Origin of the sequence: Paractinoplanes polyasparticus (assembly GCF_019710575.1) — a bacterium.
GTDB classification, from domain to species: domain Bacteria; phylum Actinomycetota; class Actinomycetes; order Mycobacteriales; family Micromonosporaceae; genus Actinoplanes; species Actinoplanes polyasparticus.
On sequence record NZ_JAHWFK010000051.1, the window covers coordinates 64134 to 82780 of the forward strand.

19 protein-coding genes and 2 pseudogenes are annotated in these 18647 nt (G+C 69.5%); 11 read left to right on the forward strand and 10 right to left on the reverse strand.

Annotated elements, in window-relative coordinates:
- Nucleotides 1-69 precede the first annotated feature (69 nt).
- The 4 genes from KXC43_RS40435 to KXC43_RS40450 all read left to right on the forward strand — a co-directional run bounded on the left by KXC43_RS40435 (nucleotide 70) and on the right by KXC43_RS40450 (nucleotide 4664).
- Nucleotides 70-1539, forward strand: a complete 1470-nt coding sequence (locus KXC43_RS40435) for an alpha/beta hydrolase (protein WP_221381546.1) — start codon at nucleotides 70-72, stop codon at nucleotides 1537-1539.
- Between the two features lie 112 nt (nucleotides 1540-1651).
- Nucleotides 1652-2686, forward strand: a complete 1035-nt coding sequence (locus KXC43_RS40440) for an enoyl-CoA hydratase/isomerase family protein (RefSeq protein WP_221381547.1) — start codon at nucleotides 1652-1654, stop codon at nucleotides 2684-2686.
- The gene (locus KXC43_RS40445; RefSeq protein ID WP_221381548.1) at nucleotides 2683-3561 is read left to right on the forward strand and encodes a CPBP family intramembrane glutamic endopeptidase; all 879 of its coding nucleotides are present in this window, start codon (nucleotides 2683-2685) and stop codon (nucleotides 3559-3561) included. Before KXC43_RS40440 ends, KXC43_RS40445 begins: the two co-directional genes overlap by 4 nt.
- Nucleotides 3558-4664, forward strand: a complete 1107-nt coding sequence (locus tag KXC43_RS40450) for an FAD-dependent oxidoreductase (RefSeq protein WP_221381549.1) — start codon at nucleotides 3558-3560, stop codon at nucleotides 4662-4664. Before KXC43_RS40445 ends, KXC43_RS40450 begins: the two co-directional genes overlap by 4 nt.
- Before the next feature lie 31 nt (nucleotides 4665-4695).
- Here KXC43_RS40450 and KXC43_RS40455 read toward each other — a convergent pair.
- Together KXC43_RS40455 and KXC43_RS40460 are read right to left on the reverse strand one after the other, a co-directional pair.
- A pseudogene (locus KXC43_RS40455) lies at nucleotides 4696-4896 on the reverse strand (phosphate ABC transporter ATP-binding protein); the annotation flags it as partial.
- A 364-nt stretch (nucleotides 4897-5260) separates the two neighbouring features.
- Complete coding sequence (locus tag KXC43_RS40460; RefSeq protein WP_221381551.1) at nucleotides 5261-5869, reverse strand: DUF3455 domain-containing protein; 609 nt, start codon at nucleotides 5867-5869, stop codon at nucleotides 5261-5263.
- Between the two features lie 468 nt (nucleotides 5870-6337).
- Between KXC43_RS40460 and KXC43_RS40465 the strand changes: the two genes are divergently transcribed.
- Nucleotides 6338-7036 (forward strand): sigma-70 family RNA polymerase sigma factor, encoded by a 699-nt coding sequence (locus tag KXC43_RS40465; RefSeq protein WP_221381552.1) that lies wholly within the window; start codon nucleotides 6338-6340, stop codon nucleotides 7034-7036.
- Between the two features lie 289 nt (nucleotides 7037-7325).
- Here KXC43_RS40465 and KXC43_RS40470 read toward each other — a convergent pair whose 3' ends face one another.
- From KXC43_RS40470 to KXC43_RS40485, 4 genes are all read right to left on the reverse strand, one after another.
- A complete protein-coding gene (locus tag KXC43_RS40470; RefSeq protein WP_221381553.1) occupies nucleotides 7326-7985 on the reverse strand; it encodes a response regulator in 660 nt (219 codons plus the stop codon).
- Nucleotides 7982-9163, reverse strand: coding sequence for a sensor histidine kinase (locus tag KXC43_RS40475; protein WP_255645681.1), 1182 nt, complete (start codon nucleotides 9161-9163; stop codon nucleotides 7982-7984). Before KXC43_RS40475 ends, KXC43_RS40470 begins: the two co-directional genes overlap by 4 nt.
- Before the next feature lie 137 nt (nucleotides 9164-9300).
- A complete protein-coding gene (locus tag KXC43_RS40480) occupies nucleotides 9301-9597 on the reverse strand; it encodes a hypothetical protein (RefSeq protein WP_221381555.1) in 297 nt (98 codons plus the stop codon).
- 55 nt (nucleotides 9598-9652) lie between these two features.
- A complete protein-coding gene (locus KXC43_RS40485; RefSeq protein ID WP_221381556.1) occupies nucleotides 9653-10516 on the reverse strand; it encodes a helix-turn-helix domain-containing protein in 864 nt (287 codons plus the stop codon).
- A gap of 236 nt (nucleotides 10517-10752) precedes the next feature.
- Here KXC43_RS40485 and KXC43_RS40490 point away from each other — a divergent pair, with 236 nt between their 5' ends.
- Both KXC43_RS40490 and KXC43_RS40495 read left to right on the forward strand, forming a co-directional pair.
- Nucleotides 10753-10959: a hypothetical protein gene (locus KXC43_RS40490; protein WP_221381557.1), complete on the forward strand. Its 207-nt coding sequence runs from the start codon at nucleotides 10753-10755 to the stop codon at nucleotides 10957-10959.
- Nucleotides 10960-11087: 128 nt separating this feature from the next.
- Nucleotides 11088-13841, forward strand: a complete 2754-nt coding sequence (locus KXC43_RS40495) for an AAA family ATPase (RefSeq protein ID WP_221381558.1) — start codon at nucleotides 11088-11090, stop codon at nucleotides 13839-13841.
- 22 nt (nucleotides 13842-13863) lie between these two features.
- Here KXC43_RS40495 and KXC43_RS40500 read toward each other — a convergent pair whose 3' ends face one another.
- Complete coding sequence (locus KXC43_RS40500; protein WP_221381559.1) at nucleotides 13864-14547, reverse strand: GOLPH3/VPS74 family protein; 684 nt, start codon at nucleotides 14545-14547, stop codon at nucleotides 13864-13866.
- Nucleotides 14548-14798: 251 nt separating this feature from the next.
- Here KXC43_RS40500 and KXC43_RS40505 point away from each other — a divergent pair, with 251 nt between their 5' ends.
- Entirely contained in the window at nucleotides 14799-14996 is a 198-nt protein-coding gene (locus tag KXC43_RS40505) for a hypothetical protein (protein ID WP_221381560.1), read from the forward strand.
- Between the two features lie 141 nt (nucleotides 14997-15137).
- On the opposite strand, the gene KXC43_RS40510 is transcribed toward KXC43_RS40505, so the two are convergent.
- Nucleotides 15138-15917, reverse strand: coding sequence for a MerR family transcriptional regulator (locus KXC43_RS40510; RefSeq protein WP_221381561.1), 780 nt, complete (start codon nucleotides 15915-15917; stop codon nucleotides 15138-15140).
- 350 nt (nucleotides 15918-16267) lie between these two features.
- Here KXC43_RS40510 and KXC43_RS40515 point away from each other — a divergent pair, with 350 nt between their 5' ends.
- Nucleotides 16268-16477 (forward strand): hypothetical protein, encoded by a 210-nt coding sequence (locus KXC43_RS40515; RefSeq protein ID WP_221381562.1) that lies wholly within the window; start codon nucleotides 16268-16270, stop codon nucleotides 16475-16477.
- 216 nt (nucleotides 16478-16693) lie between these two features.
- On the opposite strand, the gene KXC43_RS51785 is transcribed toward KXC43_RS40515, so the two are convergent.
- Together KXC43_RS51785 and KXC43_RS40530 are read right to left on the reverse strand one after the other, a co-directional pair.
- Complete coding sequence (locus KXC43_RS51785) at nucleotides 16694-17098, reverse strand: (4Fe-4S)-binding protein (RefSeq protein WP_255645666.1); 405 nt, start codon at nucleotides 17096-17098, stop codon at nucleotides 16694-16696.
- Nucleotides 17091-17417, reverse strand: a complete 327-nt coding sequence (locus KXC43_RS40530) for a GNAT family N-acetyltransferase (protein ID WP_221381563.1) — start codon at nucleotides 17415-17417, stop codon at nucleotides 17091-17093. The genes KXC43_RS51785 and KXC43_RS40530 overlap by 8 nt, the downstream gene beginning before the upstream one ends.
- Nucleotides 17418-17687: 270 nt before the next feature.
- Here KXC43_RS40530 and KXC43_RS40535 point away from each other — a divergent pair, with 270 nt between their 5' ends.
- Nucleotides 17688-18380 carry a hypothetical protein gene (locus KXC43_RS40535; RefSeq protein WP_221381564.1) on the forward strand — a complete coding sequence of 231 codons (693 nt, stop codon included), beginning with the start codon at nucleotides 17688-17690 and terminating at the stop codon, nucleotides 18378-18380.
- 59 nt (nucleotides 18381-18439) lie between these two features.
- Nucleotides 18440-18640: pseudogene (locus tag KXC43_RS40540) on the forward strand (5,10-methylene tetrahydromethanopterin reductase); the annotation flags it as partial.
- Nucleotides 18641-18647 lie beyond the last annotated feature (7 nt).

Genomic DNA, 18647 nt, shown 5'->3' on the forward strand with positions numbered 1-18647 from the left:
CGTGTTGACCGTGTTGCCGCGACATGGTTTCCACTGAGCTCGTCATGCATCCTCGAGTGAGGGAATCCCATGCGTAAAGCCTTGTCCGCGGCCCTGGCCGTGGCCGTCGCGGCAGTGACGATGGCTTCGGTCGGTGGAATGTCGGAGGCCACGACCTCCAGTGCGGTTCCGTTGAAGTGGGGACCGTGCCCGGCCGACGTCCTGTCGCCCGTCCTGCAGTGCACGACGATTCCGGTGCCGCTGGATTATCGCGAGCCGGAGGGCCGGAAGATCGATATCGCGGTCTCCCGGGTGATGAGTAAGAACCCGTCGGAACGCAGGGGTGTGCTGCTGACCAACCCGGGCGGTCCCGGCGGCAGTGGGCTGGGCTATCCGGGTCTGCTGGTCAACCCGGCGGTGCCGAAGCCACTGCCGCAGGTCGTGCAGGACCGGTACGACGTGATCGGATTCGACCCGCGCGGTGTCGGCCACAGCGCGCCCGTGACCTGCGACGTGACCCCGGAGCAGATCGCCCGGCGCAACCTCTGGTACCCCGAGACCGCGGCCGACGTGCGTAAGGACGCCCGGGTCGCCCAGGCGATGGCGCGGCAGTGCGCAACATCGGAGACGGCGGCGCTGCTGCCGCACATCACCACCGCGAACACGGCGCGGGACATGGACCGGATCCGCCAAGCGTTGGGGGAGCCGAAGATCTCCTACCTGGGTACGTCGTACGGCACCTATCTCGGCGCCGTGTACACGACGCTGTTCCTGCAGCGCAGTGACCGGTTCGTGCTTGACAGCAACCTCGGTCCGAAGGGGTTCGACCACACGGCCTTGCTGCGGACGGCGGTCGGCATGCAGGACCGTTTCCCGGATTTCGCGAAGTTCGCCGCGGCCAACCCGCAGTACGGACTGGGCCGCACACCGCAGCAGGTGCGCGCGAAGTACTTCGAGCTGGCGGGGCGGCTGGCCAACAAACCGGTCCAGGGAATCGACGGTTCGTTGTTCCGGGGAATCACCTACGACAGTCTCTACAGCGACGTGGGCCTGCCGACGCTGGCCGCGCTGTGGCAGGCGCTCGACAAGAATCAGCCGTTGCCTCCGGAGCCGCAGCCGGCGGACGTCGACAATCAGATTTCGAGCCGGCATCACGTGCTGTGTGGTGACTCGCGCTGGCCGAAGTCCGTGCGCAGGTATCAGCGTGACGTTGCCGCCTACCGGCTGGCGTATCCCTTGAACGGTGCGGGTGCGGCCAACATCACGCCGTGCGCCTACTGGTCCGCGCCGGTCGAACGGTCGGTGCGTATCGGTGATCGGGGACCGTCCAACATCCTCATGGTGCAGAACACGCGCGACCCCGGAACCCCGCTGGTCGGGGCCCGGGAACTGAGGAAGGCGTTCGGTCAGCGGGCACGCATGGTCACGGCCGATCAGGGCGGCCACGGCGCTTATGTGCTGCTTGCTCAGAACACGTGCGCGAATGACACGGTGACCACATTCCTGGCCACAGGACAACGCCCGCAGCACGACCGGGCCTGCCCCGCCGAGCCTCGCTGACCGTTGACTGCGGCGGGACCACTCCGGCTCGGGGCGGTCCCGCTGTCAGTTCATGATTCAGCTCCTGTGCTTCCTTGACACAGTGGTAAGGACACAGTTTCGACTGGCGGCCATGAACCAGCACAACGACTACACCACCCTGCGTCTGGCCCATGAGAACGGCGTCGCCCGCGTCACCATCGACAACGCTCCGGTCAACGTCCTCGACGTCGCTCTCATGACCGACCTGCTGCGGGTCCTCACCGCCTTGCGCGACGACCATTCGGTGCGGGTCATCGCCTTCGAGAGCGCCAACCCGGACTTCTTCATCGCGCACGTCGACATGTCGCTCGTGGATCAGCCGGACGCCTTCGACCTGCTCGCCGCCGACATCCCGGACGGCGTCAATGTCTTCCAGGGGCTGGGCGAGGTGTTGCGCCGCCAGCCCCAGGTGACGATCGTCAAGCTCGCGGGTCTGGCCCGGGGCGGGGGCGCCGAGTTCGTCACTGCGGCGGACATGGCTTTCGGCGCTGTCGGGCGGGCGGGGCTCGGTCAGGTCGAGGCGCTGATGGGCATCGTCCCCGGCGGCGGCGGCACGCAGTACCTGGCCGACCGGGTCGGCCGCAATCGTGCGCTGGAGGTGGTGCTGGGCGCCGGGCTTTTCGATGCGGCAACCGCCGAGCGGTACGGGTGGCTCAACCGGGCCCTGCCGGCCGAGCACCTCGACGCCTTCGTCGACGGGCTGGCCCGTGACATCGCCGCACTTCCCGACGGTGTCGTCGAGGCGGCAAAGCATGCCATCGCGCCGGCTGATCTGTCCGAGGGCTACCAGCGCGAGCACGATGCCTGGCGGGGACAGTTCGTGCGACCGGCGACCGGCGGCCGAGCGGCTGATCCGCGGCGGGCTGGCGCACGGTGCTCAGACCCGCGACGGCGAGCTCGACCTCGAGGCCCTGTTGCGCAATCTGCCCAGGTGACCGAAACCTCAGTGGGCTGGGCCTGGAGATCGTCCGCGCTGCTTGACTGTGTGGTCAGCACATGGTTTCTCATGGTCACCGACGTCGAGATCCCGTCGACGGAATCCGTTGACGAACCGGGAAAGCGGCGCCGTCGGCACCTCCCGGCCGCCTCCGCGCCGAGTTCCGCGCCGAGAGGAAACACCCCATGAGCAACGTCGAATACCACCGGGTCCTCGCGGGGGAGCGTCGCCGCGTCGGTCGCGGCATCCTCGCGATCGTGCTGCTGCTCGGCGGCCTGCTGGTTTTCAGCGTCGTGTTGTCGGTGGTCGCGGTTGTCCTGGACGATCGTGGCAGCGACGGCGACTACACACCGTTGACGCATGCGGCCGCGATGTTGTCGCTGGCGTTGCTTCTCCCGTGGAGCATGGTCATTCAGCGCTGGCTCTACGGCGTACCGGGCGCGTCGCTGCACTCGGTGTTCTCGCGTTTCCGGTTCGCTTTGTTCGGTCGTGCGCTGCTGTTCATCCTTCCGGTTTGTGTCGCGGCCCTGGTCGTGAGCGACCACCTGGCTCCTGAGCCGCGGAACGTGTGGTCGGAAACCGATGTGCTCTGGATGCTGGCCGCCACCCTCCTGCTCACTCCGTGGCAGGCCGCGGGCGAGGAGTACGGGTTCCGCGGGCTCTTGTTCCGAATTGTCGGAAGCTGGACCCGGGGCAGTCGAGCGGGTCTCGTTCTCGGCCTGATCGTCATGGCGGTGATCTTCGCGGCGAGCCACGCGGCGAGCGACGCCTGGCTGAATCTCTGGTACGTCGTACTGGCTGTCGGCACGGGCCTCATCACCTGGCGTACTGGCGGCCTCGAGGTCGCGATCGTCCTGCACGCGCTGTGGAACACGCTGGGCTTCGTCTTCTCCACCGCCATGCGGTCGGACTTGAACAGCGTCGTAACCGACCGCGATGCCGGAACCGCGACCGCCGCCACGCTCATCCCGAGCGCTCTGGTCCTCGCCACCGTGGTGGTCGTCTGGTTCACCACCCGGCGCACCGGACCGCTGACCGCTGAGACCGGCTCGAGGCCGGCGTGACGTTCGGAACCGTGTGCGTCATCGGTGCGAGCGTCGCCGGGCTGCTGGCGGCGCGAGCACTGGCCGATCACGCGCGGCGGGTGGTGCTCCTCGAGCGGGACGTGCTTGCCGCGGGACCGGTCGGGCACACCTCCGTTCCCCAGGGCCGGCACGGTCACTTCCTGCAGCCCAATGCGTTGGAGCAGTTGGAGGACTGGTTCCCCGGATTCACCGACGACGCTGTCGCGCGTGGCGCTGTGCCGGCTCCGCCCGGACACCACCGCCTGTACATGAACAGCGAGCCGATGGCGGACTGGGACGCTACCCTGCTCACGGCGAGCCGGCCCTTCCTCGAGCAACGGATTCGCAGCCGCGTCACCGGCATCGCCGGTGTCGAGGTCCGCCACGTCGTGGCGACGGGCCTTCGTTACCGCGACAAGGCGGTGGCCGGAGTGGCTCACCGGACACCCGGCGGGCCGGCCACGGAACGCGTGCTCGAGGCCGATCTGACGGTCGACGCGATGGGCCGGGGCACCAGCCTGGTGCGGTGGCTCGAGCAGGGCGGCTTTCCGGCTCTCCCCGTGCAGTGGGTTCCGGTCGGCATCGGCTACACGACCGCGCTGTTCAGGCGGTCCCCGGACGACCTCAGCCCGACGATCTCGTGCGCGCTCGACCAGTTCACGCCCGGCGTCGATGGCCGCGGACTCGCCGCGGTCGCCGTCTACGCGATCGAGGGAGACCTCTGGCAGGTCGTCGGGATGGCCTACGGCCGAGACCGCGAAGACGCGACGGTCAAGGATCTCCGGGGACTCTGCGCCGGGCTGCCGGACATCTTCCGGAAGGCCACCGCGGGCGAGCCGGTGGGCGGAGCCGAAACGTATTTCTACACCGACAACCGCCGTCGCCGGGTCGCGGACCTCGAACGGTTCCCGGCCGGCCTCGTCGACATCGGCGATGCCGTGGCCACCTCCAACCCGATTCACGGCATCGGCATGGCGTCAGCCGTGAAGCAGGCCTCGGTCCTGGCCGATTTCCTGGCCGGCAACAGTGATCCGGCCGGCCGGACCGCGGACTTCCTGCGCATGCGGGAAGCCGTCGTGGATGAGGCGTGGACCGACGGGTGAGCCGCCGAACGAGACTGGTGGAGACGACGGCTCAGCCGAACCGGCCCGTGACGTAGTCCTCGGTCCGTTTGTCGTCGGGGCGGCTGAAGATCTTCTTGGTCGTTCCGAACTCGACCAGCCGGCCGACGACGGGGCCGTTGTCGTCGTTGTCGTCGGAGTCGGAACTCAGGAAAGCGGTGTAGTCACCGACGCGGCCGGCTTGCTGGAGGTTGTGGGTGACGATCACGATCGTGACGGCCGGCGTGAGCTATTCGGCGTTGCACGCGTCCGAGAGCACATCGTCCCTCCGCGCGTTGTCGTCGTCTGGGTATGCGGGTTGGGTTTCGGTCATGCTCCGACCTTCGACGTTGCGACGCGCAGTCCACCGGGATGGGCCGGCTTTCGGGCTCTGCGCCTTGCGGTGTCGATGTGACACCGTGTGGCCGCAACACAGTCAAGGGTCGCCGGGCACGATCACGTCAAGGCGCTCGTGTTTGTTGCCGCGTTCGCGAGACTCGCGTCCTCTGGACGGGGGTCCAGGGGACGCGACGCACCCGTTCTTGCATGCGGTGCGGGGCTCTGATGTCCGCCTCGGGGGCGGACATCAGAGCGAGCACTCAGCTTTGTTTCGCTGTCCAGTACACGTAGACCGCGCCGTACTTCACAGCCTTGGTGGCGCCGTCCGTGCAGGCGCCGGCGGGCGCCAGGCCGCCGGAGGTCTGCAGGCGGCTGATGTGGGTGACGTTGGCCAGTACGCCCCGGCCCGAGTGACTGTCGACCGTGAGCAGCAGCTCAGGAATGCTGCCCGGCCGCGCACTCTCGGCCGTCTTCTTCGCGGTGATGAGGGAACCGTCACGGGTGGACTGCCAGCTCGGTCCCCTGAAGTGGTGGATCCGCCCGGTGGTTCCGACGAGTTGGGCCTCCGGCACCGAGGCGCCCGTGAAGACGCCGGCCGTACAGGTGTAGGTCTGCGTGCCCTTGACCACGACCGACGCGCCGACCAGCCGGGACCCGGCCGGCGGCTTGATCGCGGCCGGGATGCCGGGCACCCGGACCTGGCGGACATCCTTGGCCGAAGCCTCCGCCTCGACCGGCGCAGCGATCTCCGCGGGCGCGGCGACCTCGTCGGCGGATGCCTGATAGGTGACCGCCCCGAGCGTGCCGACCACCCCCGCCATGCCGACGGCGGCCAGCACTCGGGCCCGGGTACGCGAGATCTTTCGCATCAATTCCTCCACGCTCGTTGCGCGCGTCCGCGCGCACTCGCCCGGGACGACGGCGCCGCCCGGCTCCGTGTTCGCGATCGAGCGCGATTTAAGGGGGATTTCAACTGTCGTGATCGTCCGCCTTCGCGCAGATACTCATGGTGCCCGAGTCGGCGGCCCCATCCCGGTGATGCTGGGCGAGGTGCCCGGGCCCGCTGGTCGGTGCAAACGACAGCAGCGGCAGAGGCAACAACGGAACAGGAAGTGAGAAGAACGCGCCGCGTCACCGTTGAGGAACATGGCTTGAAGCGGCCCTCCCAGCGGAACCGGCGGCTCCGCCGTCCAGTCGGCGCGATACGGCGCTGGGCCCCCACATGGGCCCTTCTGGGTCCTTGGGCTCATTCGTCCCGGCCTTTCGGGACATTACCGTCCGCGGCAGCACCGGCCGGCACGCCGCCGGTGGTGTCGACAGCGGAGGGAAGACCGGCGATGAGCGTTGCCGTGTGCGGCAGGCCTGAGATCGACCCGGTGGCACGGGAACAGCGGATGCGCGGTCTGTTCGAGGCCACGGCGGTCCCCTTGCGGCGTTACCTCGTGCGGCTCACCCAGGGCCAGCCGGACGCGGCCGAGGACCTGCTCCAGGAAACCATGCTGCGGGCCTGGCGCAAGGTGGACGACCTGCCCGAGGACGCCGAGTCGCTACGCCGTTGGATCTTCACGGTCGCTCGCAACGTGGCGATCGACGCGGTCCGGACCCGGATGGCCCGGCCGACCGAGGTCTACAGCGACCGTGGGCCGTGGGCCGCGACGGCTGACGAGGACATCGATCGCTTGCTGGATCGGCAGATGCTGCGGGACGCCTTGTCCCGGCTGTCTGAGCGGCACCGCGGGGTGCTGCTGGCGCTGTACGGCCGGGACATCTCGGTCGCCGACGCCGCGGAGAGCCTGGGGATCCCGGAGGGCACGGTGCGCTCGCGTTCGTTCTATGCCCTGCGCAGCGTTCGCGACATTCTCGGCGGCTCCGATCCGCATCAGTTCCGGGCCGGCGACGGCGAACAGGCGGCCCGCGCGGCCGACTCGCGCAGCTCGGCCGCGACGGCGGAGGCCGCGATGGGGGACAGCCAGGCCAGACCGCGCTCCACCGCATCGACCGCCCGCAGCACATCGGCAGGCTCGAAATTGTTGTAGATCAAATAGCCGCGGGCGGGTACGTGCAGGAGGGTGGCCACGTCGTGCGACCCGGTCGATCCGGTCAGCAGGATGACCCGTGAGCGACGCGCGGGCGGCCGGCTCAGGGTGGGCGATCATCACGTCGATCGGGCTCGGATGGGCTGGGCCGGTGCGGTGAACGGGCACGAACACGCCTTCTCAGGTCGGACGGCTGCCGGCGACGGCAACGGCTATGGCGGGCAACCGCTCGCTGCTTCTACGACGGGCGCCGTGCCGGGCCAGTTCACCTTCATTCGGAAAGGTTTCTTCACCGGCTACCCATCCAGCGGATCGCCGCCTCGGTGCGGTTGGTGACACCGAGCTTGGTGAAGACGTGGTTGAGGTGGTTCTTCACAGTCTTCTCGGTGATGGTCAGGCGGCGGCCGATGGCGGCGTTGGAGTAGCCCTCGCCGATCAGCTCGAGCACCTCCACCTCCCGTGCGGTCAACCCGTAGGCCGCACGGTTGCGGCGCGTCTGGTCGGTACGGTCGGCGGCGGCGCGTTCCTCAACGGCGTGGTCGCGCAGCACTGAGATCGTGACGGATGCGACGGCGGGAGAGAGCCAGCCACTGCCGGCCGCTACGGACCGGACCGCGCGCAGCAGCTCCGGGGGATCGAACTCGCCGTGCACGAGATAGCCGCGGGCGCCGCCGCGGAGCATGCCGGCGATCACGTCGGCGCCGGAGTCGCTGGTGATGACGACGACGGCAGTCTGTTCGGCGAGCCGGCTGATGACACTGAGGCCGTCGGCGATCGGCATGCGGTGGTCCAGCAGCGTGACCGCCGGACGCAGGCGTTGTACCGCTGACAGCGCAGTGCGCCCGTCGGACGCCTCGCCGACCACCTGGATGTCGTCGTCGCCGTCCAGGTAGATGCGGATGGCCGCCCGGACGATCGGGTTGTCGTCGACGATCAGCACGTCGATCATGCAGCGAACGACCGCTCGACCGCGGCCGGCACGTCGACCATGATCAGGGTTCCGAACCCTGGCCGGGATCTCACGTGGAGGTTCCCGCCGGCGGTCTCGGCCCGCTCGGCCATGCCCACCACCCCGAACCGGTCCTGGGCCGACAGGTGGGACAGGTCGGCGGGCAGGGCGAAGCCGGCGCCGTCGTCGCGGACGGTCAGCCGGACCTGCCGGCCGGCTTGGTCGAGCGTGACCTCGACCGAGGTCGCCCCCGCGTGTCTCTCCACGTTGCGTAATGCCTCGTGCAGGATCTGGGTCAGCTCATAGCGGGCGGCCAGCGTCGGCTCCGCCGGAGCGGTTGTCAGCCGGACGGCGATGCCCGTCGAGTGGCTCCATCCGTTGCTGACAGCATGAACAGTCGTGCGGAACGGCTGGTCGGGTACATCACGGCGGAGTGCGGTGAGCAGTTCGCGAGCCTCGCGGACGGCGGCGTCGGCGCCCTGCGAGACGGTGGCGGCCAGCTGCTCGGCGAGTGCAGGTTGCCGGCGTAGTGAGGACGGCAGCGCCACGGCGGCGAAAGATACCCCGCGTAGCGTCTTGGCCACTGAATCGTGCAGCTCGCGGGCGAGACGGGCCCGCTCGGAGGCGGCCGCGGAGCGCTGCGCGTCGACCGCCATGGCGATGGAGGCCTGCATGTAGCGGTACAGCGCGGCCGTCAGCACCGCGGCGCCCGCCCCGCACACCAGCATGAGCATCGGCACGGCGACGAGAAACGGCGCGACCTGTTCGCGGGCCGCTGACGGAAGGCCTCGGAGCAGCTGAACCGCTACGGACAACCCCAGCACGGTGTGGGCGATCCACAGCATCGATCCGGCCGTGCCCAGCAACACGCCGGCCAGCGCGGCGGAGCCGGCGGCGAAGCAGAAGTATGCCACCCCGCCATGACCGATCACGAGGACGGCGACCGTGGCTGCGGCATCGGCGGTGACCACGGCGACGCGGTGGCGCAGCAGCGACGGATCGCGACTGATCCAGGCCAGCGTGACGATCGTAAGCACCGCGATCAGGGCCAACGTCAGAGCCGCGGCCGACACGTCCGCGCTCAACCGGATCGTCACCACCGTGGCGACGGTGGCGGCGACGAGTCGTCCGATCAGGACCGCGCGCAGGATGGCGGTCGCCGCGATGAACCGTTTCATCACCGAGGGCTGGCTCTCCTTGGGAGGGGCGGGCGAGTGCGCGAGCCACGGTACTCAGTCGATGTTTGCGCGAGCAAAACATCGGTTTCCGCGGGAGCGATATCGTTGAAGTGACTTGAGCCGGGCCGTCGCGGGGGTCACCGACGGCCCACGATCATCGGGTGCGGGCTGGCGGGCCGCGTTGCGGCTGCCGTTGAGGCGCCCGGCCGGGAGGCCGGCGCCGAAGAGGACCACGTCGATGAGTCCACCGGCGTCGGCGCCTCAGCCGGTCCGGTGATCAGCGGCGGCACAAGGACCGAGACGGCGCCGACGGTCAGCACCATGGAGACGATGCCGAACCAGTGCCGGAACCGCAGCCGGTGAACCGTGCTCGACGGCGGCTCGAGCAGTTGCCGGACCACGTCGTCGTCCGGCGTGGAAAGTGGTTTCGGCACCGCGCGTTTCTCCTCGCTGCGTTGTCGGACTGCTTCCCCGGCCGCTCCACGCGGCTCAGATCTTCGCCGTCCGCGTGGCGGAGCCCGTTCCACGGTCCAGCGGCCGCGGCGTCAACGCCACCGTCAGCCAGTCGCGGAAGCCGGTGAGGTCATACTCGACGCTGACCCGGTTGCCGGCCGGCGGTGCGCCCAGCAGGGAGATCAGCCGCCGGTAGGCGGCAACGTCGGATTCGGGACGCTCCGGTGGGACGTTCGTGTCCTCCTGGGCCAGACCGGCCGCCAGCCGGCGGGCGTGGGGTGAGTCGGCGGGCAGACCGCTGTGATGAGCGGCCAGCAGCTTCCCGATGACCTCGCGACGGGACTCGCGACCGGAGTTCGCCTCGACCGAGAGATTGCGTACGGCCGCTCGGAACTCTCGGCGCCGTGCCAACCGCGTCAGCTCGATCCATGCCTCCAACTGCGCGGCCGTCGGGTCGTCGGGCAGCCGCGGCCGCGGCACTCCGGTGTCGGCCGCTAGGTCGTCGGCGAGCCGCTCGCGCTCGGCGTCCGGCGTACCGACGAACCTGTGCATCAGATCGGCCGGGTCGTCCAGGCGGCTCAGCGCCCGCAGCGCAGCCCGCCGTCCGCGCAGCTCCAGCTCTCGGCGTTCCACCACCGTCAGATGCGCGATCAGCACGTCCCGCAGGTTCGTCACCCCGGCGATCAACCGGCGGATCTCCGTCATGGGCGTGCTGAGTTCGCGGAGGGTTCCGATGAACTCGAGCTGCGCTATTGCCAGCAGGTCATAGTTGCGTCGACGGCCCTGGCCCACGCTCGCGGTCTTGACGAGGCCCTCGTCGGAGTAGTAGCGGATGGCGCTGACCGCCAGACCGGTACGGCGCGCCACGTCTCCGATCGGATACGTTTCGATCTGCGGCATGCGGCTGATGTGCTTCCTCGAGGTGGGGCGGCCGGGTTGCTCACGCTCCGGCCGCATGGAGAAGGTGGACCACCCTTGTGTTCCGGCCCGCCCGACGGACGTCGCCCTCTCACGTGTGGCACACCACGGCTCCGCCCGTTGCCGCCCAGTCGACACCGTGTGCTCACGACAGAGTCAAGTCAGGCCGCATCACCGAGAACTTCCGGCTTTGAACGTCGCCGCGGTGCGCCGCATCGTTGCAGGAGGTCGGTCTGCTGGACGCCCGGCTGATCGGCAATCTGGTGTGGGCGGCCGGCGCCCGCAGCGTCGTGGACGTCCGGGTGGCGGGCGAGCTGGTCGTCGCCGGGGGCGAGGCCCTCCGGTCGGATCGTCACCGGGCCCGGGCCGAGGTCCGCGCAATCGCCGTCCGCCTGCGTCAGCCCGTGGACGCCTCCCGCGGCTGACGCGGTCCCGGCGGGCGTGCGGGGATGCACCCGGTCCTGCACGGCGGGGCAATTGTTCCCGGGCCGTCATCGGTGACCCTCGCACGCCTGGCTTGACCGTGTTCTATGAACGGGGTTTCCAATCGGGTATGGATCTCGACGGGTGTGGCCTGGTGGGACGGGCCGACGAAATCGCCGGCCTGGGTGACTTCCTGCAGGAGGCCGCCCGGACCGGTTCCGCGATGCTGCTCGCAGGCGAGCCGGGCATCGGCAAGACGGCGCTCCTGAACGCGGCCGCCGAGCGGGCCGCGGCGAGGGGGATGCGGGTGGTCCGTGGCAGCGGTGCCGAGCACGAGACGGCGCTCTGTTTCTCAGGCTTGCACCAGCTGGTCGGCCCGCTCTCGGCCGAGCTGGCACAGCTGCCCGGCCCCTCGCGGTGTGCGCTTGAGGTCGCGCTCGGGTTCGGCGCCGGGCCCACGCCGGCCGAGATAACCGTCCTGCACGGCGCTCTCTCGCTCTTCGCCGAAGCTGCCCGCAACCGGCCGTTGCTGCTCGTTGTCGATGACCTGCACGCGCTGGACCGGCCCAGCCGGTCGGTGATCAGCTTTGTCGCCCGGCGAGCGGTGGGACGGCGCCTCGGGGTGCTCGCGGCTGTCCGCAGCGAAACGATGGGCTCGCATGACCTGGGCCTGACCGAGGTGCGGGTGCCGCCGCTGCACGAGGACGACGCCCTCCATCTGCTGTCGAAGCGGTTCGCCGAGCTGCCTCGCCGCGCGGCCTCGGCTGTGGTGCGTCAGGCGCAGGGTAACCCGCTGGCTCTGCTGGAGTTCGGCGCGCTGGCTGGGGTGTCGGGCGCTCCGCGCGACGCCGTTCCCGGCGCCGGGCCGGCCAAGGAGGTACGTGCGCTCTACGCCGCCCGCGTCGCGCGGCTACCGGCAGGGACGCGTGAACTGCTCCTGCTGGCCGCCCTGGAAAGTTCCGGCGATCTCGGGGTGCTCCATGCCGCGGCCGGTGAGGGCGGGCTGGATGCGTTCGGCGCCGCGGAACGCGACCTACTGATCCAGGTGAGTGCGAACGGGCGCCACGTGGATTTCCGGCATCCCCTGGTCAGATCGGCTGTTGTCGAAGGAGCGACTCTGGCGCAGCGCAGATCAGCGCATCGGCGGCTGGCCGACGTGCTGATCGATTGGCCCGAGCGTCATGCTGATCACCTGTCGATGGCCGCCGCAGGCCCCGACGAGCCGGTCGCTCAGCTCGTCGAGCAGTGGGCTCGGCAAAGCCTGCGGCGCGGTGACGTGCTGGGGGCGATGGATCGGCTGCGTCGTGCGGCCGCGTTGAGCCCCGATCGAGCGGTCGGCGACCGTCGTCTCGCCCATGCCGCGTACATCGGGGTATCGGTCGCCGGTCACCTCGAGTTGTCCCATCGACTGATGCGAGAGCTGGACGGCGCCGCGGCCACGAGCCGATCTCTGCCCGTGGCCGCGGCCCGCGGCTATCTGCTCCTGATGACCGATGGGGACGCCGCGACCGCGCATCGCATGCTGGTCGAGGCGATCAGCCCCCTTGCGGTCACGGGCGCCACCGACCTGGACGAGCTGATGCCGGCTCTCTACACCTTGTTGCTCATCTGTCATTATTCGGGCCGGGCCGATCTCTGGGCGCCGCTGCGGGACCTGGTGGCTCCGTTCCCTCCCGTCTCGGCCAGCTCACCGGTTTCGATGGTGCGCATCCTGGAGGACGTGGGCGCGGTCCCGGACGAACTGCTGCGCGACCTCGACGGTCAGATCGCACGACTTCCAGAGGTCACGGACACCGACGTCATCATCCGGACGGCGCTGACCGCCTCGTACCTGGATCGCCTGTCCGGATGTCATCAGCCCCTGACCCAGGTGATCCGGGACGCGCGAGACGGCGGAACCGTCGCTGGAGCGCTTCCGTCGCTGGTCATGTGCGCGATGGACGACCTGTACTCCGGTCGGTGGGACGAGGCCCAGGACGTGGCGACCGAGATCCTCGCCCTGGGCCGCGAGACCGGATACGACTTGTTCAGCCAGTTCGGCCGCTATGTCATCGCGCTGCTCGCGGCCCACCGCGGAGACTTCGCCGCGTGCGCCGCCCACTCGCAGGAGCTGCACGAATGGGCGGCGAGCCGCCGGCTCGGCCGCTTCACCCGGTGGGCCGACATGGCTCAGACCCGGGCCGCGCTGGGCTCTTCGGACTTCGAGACTGCCTATCGTCACGCGACAGCCATCACCGCGCCGGGCCAGCTGCCGCCGTTCAACATCGAGGCGCTGTGGACCGCGCTCGATCTGGCCGAGGCGGCGCTCCGGTCCGGCCGGGCCGATGCGGCCCGCGAGCACGCGGCGGTGATGCGCACTTGCGGGGTCGCCCGCATCTCGCCGCGCTTCGCGCTGATGACCGCCACGATGACCGCCCTGACGGCGCCACCGGCGGAAATGGCGCGCCACTTCGACCGGGCCCTGGCGTTGCCCGGCATCGAGCAGTGGCCGTTCGAGCGGGCCCGGACGGAGCTGGCCTACGGCGAGCAGCTCCGGCGGCAGGCGCTCAAGGCGGAAGCCCGGGTGCAGCTCTCCGCGGCCCGCGACCGTTTCGAGCGGCTCGGAGCCACTCCGTGGGTGGCGCGGGCCGCCGCCGAGCTGCGAGCCACCGGGAAGGCGCGAGCGTCGGGGGCTCGCGTCGGAACCGCGCTGACCCCGCAGGAGTGGGAGGTCACCGAGTTGGCCGCGGCCGGCCTGGCCACCAAGGAGATCGCCGCGCGCCTGATGCTCTCGCCGCGCACCGTCTCGGCTCACCTGTACCGGGTTTTTCCGAAGCTCGGCATCAGCTCCCGGGCTGCTCTCCGTGACGCGCTCAACGGCCGCCGGAGCGGTTGTGAGCAATGAACTCCCGATCGGGGCGCAGCCGTCAGACAAGGACGGCGGCCGCAACGAACACGTTGCTGACGAGGGCCAGGGCGACCGATCGGCCGACCGCATCGGCGACGGCCCGGGCTTCCCAGGCGTCACGCTTGAGCTTCGCGGCGCGTGCCGCAACCGTAGGCGTCCAGGGGATCTGCGGGTCGAAGGTCCGCAGCAACCCTGTTCCGGACAACAACGCCGCCAGCCCGAGAGCCCGGTCCGGCGCCTCAGCGCCGTCGACAAGCGCCTTCCGTACGGTGGAAAGCACGCGATCCCTGCGGCCGGTTTCCCCCTCCTGGAGCTCATGGAGGCCGACCGAGCCGAACGTTTCGCGCGGCGGCCGGCGCAGGTCGCCGCGCCGGACGAGCCGATCGAGCAACGGCACGCGCAAGCTCGGCCCGACAGCGGCGAGCACCGCCTGCACCTCCCGGGGACGGCCGAGGAGGTCGTCCCAGGCGGACCGGAGAACGTCATCGGCCGGTGGGCGCCCGGCGATCGCGCCGACCCGGGTCGAGCCACCCCGGCCGGGGAGGGTCCGGACGTGACCGCCGAGGCTGAGATCGGTCAGCACGGCCCCGGCGAGGGCGGGAGGAAGCATGTGCTCGCCGCCGGCCGGTATCGCGGGATCAGGCCGGCACAGCAACAGAAAAAGGTCTTCCCCCAGGATCGGTGGCCCAGGCTGCGGTGTCATCGCACTGTCCTTTCGACGGGGATGCGTTCCGGTCCGCGGGGACGCAGTCGGCAGGTATGCGGATAAGTGAAGACCGTGTTGTCCTGACATTGTCAAGGGCCGAACTCCGGAAGGGGACGCCTGCGACCGCTTTCGCATCGGCGGGTGCGAGCTGACACAGCATTCTTGGCCATCTCAGTCCCTGTTCCCGGAACACGGTCAAGGACGAACGCTGGTGGATGTGATCACGCCGCCGGCGTGTTCACATCACCGTGACCGGCTCCGTCGAATCGGACGACGAGTTCTGGGGCGAGTTTCACTACCTGCGGCCGGGTGCTTCCGACATGCGCGGCGTGATCATCATCAAGGTCCGCGAGGACGAGATCGTCCAGTCGCGGTTCTACATGGAAGAGGTCGAGGCCGGGGCGGTCCCGCACCCCATGCCCGGCGTTTCCTCCGGACACAACTGAAGGTATTTTTTGGACAGGCGAACCTGCTGGCCGGAGCGGGAACGAGAGTCGTGTCCGCAGTGGGATCGGGCGCGACGGATCGCTTCCGGCCGGGCCGGGGCAAACGGGACCTGAGCCCCGGCCGCAGAAGTCGGCCCGCAGTCAAGCCGCGCTGGTCGCGTCGTCAATCTTGTGCGCGAGGCGCATCTGTTCCTGGGCCAGGATGCTGGCCCGGCCCAGCACGTCGATCTGGGCCGGGTTGTACAGGTCGACCACGGCGTCGACGAATGTCTGCCGCGTGACGTTCTCACTCTTCACCAGACGGGCCGCCGGGTCGCTCAGCCAGGGGTAGTCGAAGAGGTGCCGGACGAGGGTGGGCGTGAGGCTTTCGGCCAGGCGCTGGCGCGTGGCCTCGTCCGCTTCGGCCGGTAGGGCGTCGAACTCCGGGTCGACCGGGTCGGGGTCGCTCTCCAACATGCGCTTCAGGTCGGCCAGGGCGTCCTCGTCACACAGCTGGGCGATGACGTGGAGGAGCGAGCTGTCGGAAGACGACAGGCGGGGCGCGACTGCTCCGAAGGCCGACGGTGTGTCGGCGGGTCCGCCGTCGCGCAGGATGGCGGCGATGTCGGAGCGTACCTTTCGCAGGCGCTCGACCTCGGCCGCGAGGTAAGTGTCGACCTGTCGCAGCACTTGCGAACCGTTGTCGCCGTCGGACGAGATCGACTGGATCTGCGCGAGGGGCACTCCCAGGCCGACCAATCGCCGGATGCGCAGCAGGCGGACAAGATCTTCGATGCCGTACTGCTTGTAGCCGTTGTAGCGGCGCGTCGGCTCCTCGAGCAGACCGAGCCGGTGGTAGTGCCGGACGGTGTTCACCGTTGTCCCGGCCAGATCCGCGAGCTCACGGGTGCTCCAGGCCACGTCGGCCCCTTCCTGCGCCACGCCGGCCACCCGAGCATGGCGGCTGCGGTTGAAGGTCAGCTGTCCGCGAGAAGTTGACACCCCGTTCCTGCCACAGAGTCAAGAGACGGTGAAAGACCAGGCGAGCCCGGCGGTCGACCTGATGCCGATCTCATGACGGCGGTGAGAGCCCGGTACGTCGTTGCTCCAACTCAGCCGTGGTGATGAGCTGCACGGCCGCGCCCGGTCGAGGCGTGCGTGATTTCTACCGACGCGAAGAGGTCGCCTCAGGCACAAGACTGATCACACGGCGTTCGCCGACTCCGTTTCGACCGGACCGGCCGGGCTGCCGTCGGACCCTGAGCGAGCCACGTCAGAAAGGGAACTCACCGATGATCGAGCAGCCACCCGCGCCGCAGCCCAGCGCCCTCGACGGTGCGGCGACCCCGGAAGCGGCCCGGCGTACGTTGACCCCGGCCCGTACGACGGGCGGAGCGACCGAGAAGGGCATCTCGTTCGAGGGCCGGATCAGTCTGGCCGCGGCACTGGGCGCCACTCTGCTGAGCGTGGCCGAAAATGCCTCCGTTCGCTTCCCCGATTAGGAAACAGCGTCATGGGCACGACGGCGACGGATGCCGGCGGCGTTCATCGGGTCCCGGGAGATCTGCAACTTCTTGGAGCGGTGGCCTCGAGGCTGGACCACCCATCCCGGTCAAGCGGCAATCTTCCGACCCTTGCCGCCGATCGGTGGCGCGGGTGTCGAGTGTGAGGCTCCCGGACGAGGTGCTCGTCCGGGAGCTGCGGCGGGCTGACCGAGGTCAGGCGTGGCACGCGTTGTCGCAGAACGGACGCTTGGCCGACCGGGCGCAGGCGCACAGCGCCATCCGGTTCTCAAGGTGAGGTTGCCCGCCGGGTCCGGTCAGAGTGAGCCTGCCGTGCAGGAGGATCGGTCCGCCTTCCACCGTGGTGACGATGGTGGGATCGGGCGGCGTCTCCGCGACGTTGTCGTGGCGGGTGTACTGCAAGGCGCCGCTGGGACAGCGCTCCACGACGGCAGCCAGGGTGGCGGCGTCGGCGTTGTCCGGGGTGATCCAGGGCCGGGCCTCGACGTCGAACACCTCGGGAAGCCCGCGTACGCACTCGGCGAAGTGCAGGCAGCGACCGCCGTCGAACGTGACCGTGATGTCGGATCCCGGGTAGGCCTTCGCCTTCGGGCTACTCATCGTGCTCGCCCAGCACGGCGCGTCGGGCCTCGCGGGCACGGGTCAGATCCTGGTATTCCGGGTGGTTCCTGATGTACCTCGCGTAGAACGGGCACGCCGGCACCACTCGCAGACCCCGCTGGCGTACGTCGTCGAGGCTGTCGTGGGCGAGGCGGCTGCCGAGGCCTTGTCCTTCGTACGCGATCGCCACCTCGGTGTGAATGAAGACGATCCGTTCCTTCTCGAGGTAGTAGACGGCGAAGCCCGCGAGTTCGCCGTCCGCCGTGATCTCGTAGCGGTGCTGGGCGGGGTTGTCTTGCACGTTGACGTTGTCGCTCATCGCGGTGTCCCTTCGGTTCGTGCTGTGTGTCGGTCGTCGGCGCCCGTGCAGGATCACGGTGGGGCACGTCAATGGCCGCGGGGCCAGGTACGGATCGTTTCTCCTTCGAGCATGGTGTGCTGAGCCAGCACAAGCCCTGTTCTTGGCACCGGGTCAAGCTTTCAGTGATCAACGTGACGCCCGGCGACCTTGACTGTGTGGTGAGCACACGGTTTCTGATAGGGCCACCACCACCTCCGAGTGGCCCCCTCACGAGCCCAGAGGAATGTCATGTCCCGCACTCGCACCGGCATCGACGCGATTCTGCTGGCCGGAGTTGCTTTCACCACGTTCGCATGCGGCACTGATGAAACGCCGGACGCCTCGGGGGCAACGGCGGTGCCTTCGATCACCGCCCCGGCCGAGGCCGTGACGAGCTCCGCGACGAGTTCCACGCCGAAGCCCACCGGCGCCACCGGGTCGCCCGGCGCGCCCGACGGCGACCAGGGGAGCAGCGGCGGCTACGGTCCCATCCTCAGCGGTAAGCGACAGGTCGTCATCCGGCCGGCCCAGGAGGCCGAGGGCATTCTCGCCGTCGACGCTCAAGGCCGGCTCAACCTCACGGATGGGGAGGCCGAGCACACCCTGTTCGTCTTCGTGCCGGTCCGTGACGGTCTCCACCAGATCCGCACCGCCAAGGCCGGGGCCGGCGGTGAGCCGTCCTGCATGGGCATCCGCAGCAACGGCTCGAATCCGCTGACTGTCGTGGCCGCCGCCTGCGACACCCGGCGTGCGGGCCAGCTCTTCCGGGTCCGCAAGGCGCCCGAGGCCGAGGCGGACGGATACGGCATCAGCAACCAGGGCGCCTATCTGCAGATCTCCGCGGACCGGGGCCTGATCGCCGAAGAGCTGAGCGACGCGCCCTTGCGCACCGTTTACACGTTCGTCGACAACGGAGCCGCGCCGGCTCAGCCAGGGAGCTGACACATGGGCGCGACACCGAGTGGATCCATGAGGCGGTCCGGTTCCGAAGGAGACTCGTGATGCAGTTCGGCATCTTCACCGTGGGTGATGTCACCCCGGACCCCACTACGGGCCGGACACCGACCGAGCACGAGCGCATTCGGGCCATGGTGACCATCGCGTTGAAGGCGGAGGAGGTGGGCCTCGATGTGTTCGCCACCGGCGGGTGCTGCGCAGGGAGTTTGCTGCGCAAACCGGCCCACGTGCCGGACGCCCCGACGCACGAAT

What these genes read in the sequence shown, in the direction of transcription:
- KXC43_RS40465 (WP_221381552.1), top strand. Translation starts at nt 6,338, where the DNA reads ATGAGCGTTGCCGTGTGCGGCAGGCCTGAGATCGACCCGGTGGCACGG.
- KXC43_RS40515 (WP_221381562.1), top strand. Translation starts at nt 16,268, where the DNA reads ATGATCGAGCAGCCACCCGCGCCGCAGCCCAGCGCCCTCGACGGTGCG.
- KXC43_RS40470 (WP_221381553.1), bottom strand. Translation starts at nt 7,985, where the DNA reads ATGATCGACGTGCTGATCGTCGACGACAACCCGATCGTCCGGGCGGCC.
- KXC43_RS40485 (WP_221381556.1), bottom strand. Translation starts at nt 10,516, where the DNA reads ATGCCGCAGATCGAAACGTATCCGATCGGAGACGTGGCGCGCCGTACC.
- KXC43_RS40475 (WP_255645681.1), bottom strand. Translation starts at nt 9,163, where the DNA reads ATGAAACGGTTCATCGCGGCGACCGCCATCCTGCGCGCGGTCCTGATC.
- KXC43_RS40460 (WP_221381551.1), bottom strand. Translation starts at nt 5,869, where the DNA reads ATGCGAAAGATCTCGCGTACCCGGGCCCGAGTGCTGGCCGCCGTCGGC.
- KXC43_RS40440 (WP_221381547.1), top strand. Translation starts at nt 1,652, where the DNA reads ATGAACCAGCACAACGACTACACCACCCTGCGTCTGGCCCATGAGAAC.
- KXC43_RS40500 (WP_221381559.1), bottom strand. Translation starts at nt 14,547, where the DNA reads ATGACACCGCAGCCTGGGCCACCGATCCTGGGGGAAGACCTTTTTCTG.
- KXC43_RS40435 (WP_221381546.1), top strand. Translation starts at nt 70, where the DNA reads ATGCGTAAAGCCTTGTCCGCGGCCCTGGCCGTGGCCGTCGCGGCAGTG.
- KXC43_RS40530 (WP_221381563.1), bottom strand. Translation starts at nt 17,417, where the DNA reads ATGAGCGACAACGTCAACGTGCAAGACAACCCCGCCCAGCACCGCTAC.
- KXC43_RS40495 (WP_221381558.1), top strand. Translation starts at nt 11,088, where the DNA reads ATGGATCTCGACGGGTGTGGCCTGGTGGGACGGGCCGACGAAATCGCC.
- KXC43_RS40535 (WP_221381564.1), top strand. Translation starts at nt 17,688, where the DNA reads ATGTCCCGCACTCGCACCGGCATCGACGCGATTCTGCTGGCCGGAGTT.
- KXC43_RS40445 (WP_221381548.1), top strand. Translation starts at nt 2,683, where the DNA reads ATGAGCAACGTCGAATACCACCGGGTCCTCGCGGGGGAGCGTCGCCGC.
- KXC43_RS51785 (WP_255645666.1), bottom strand. Translation starts at nt 17,098, where the DNA reads ATGAGTAGCCCGAAGGCGAAGGCCTACCCGGGATCCGACATCACGGTC.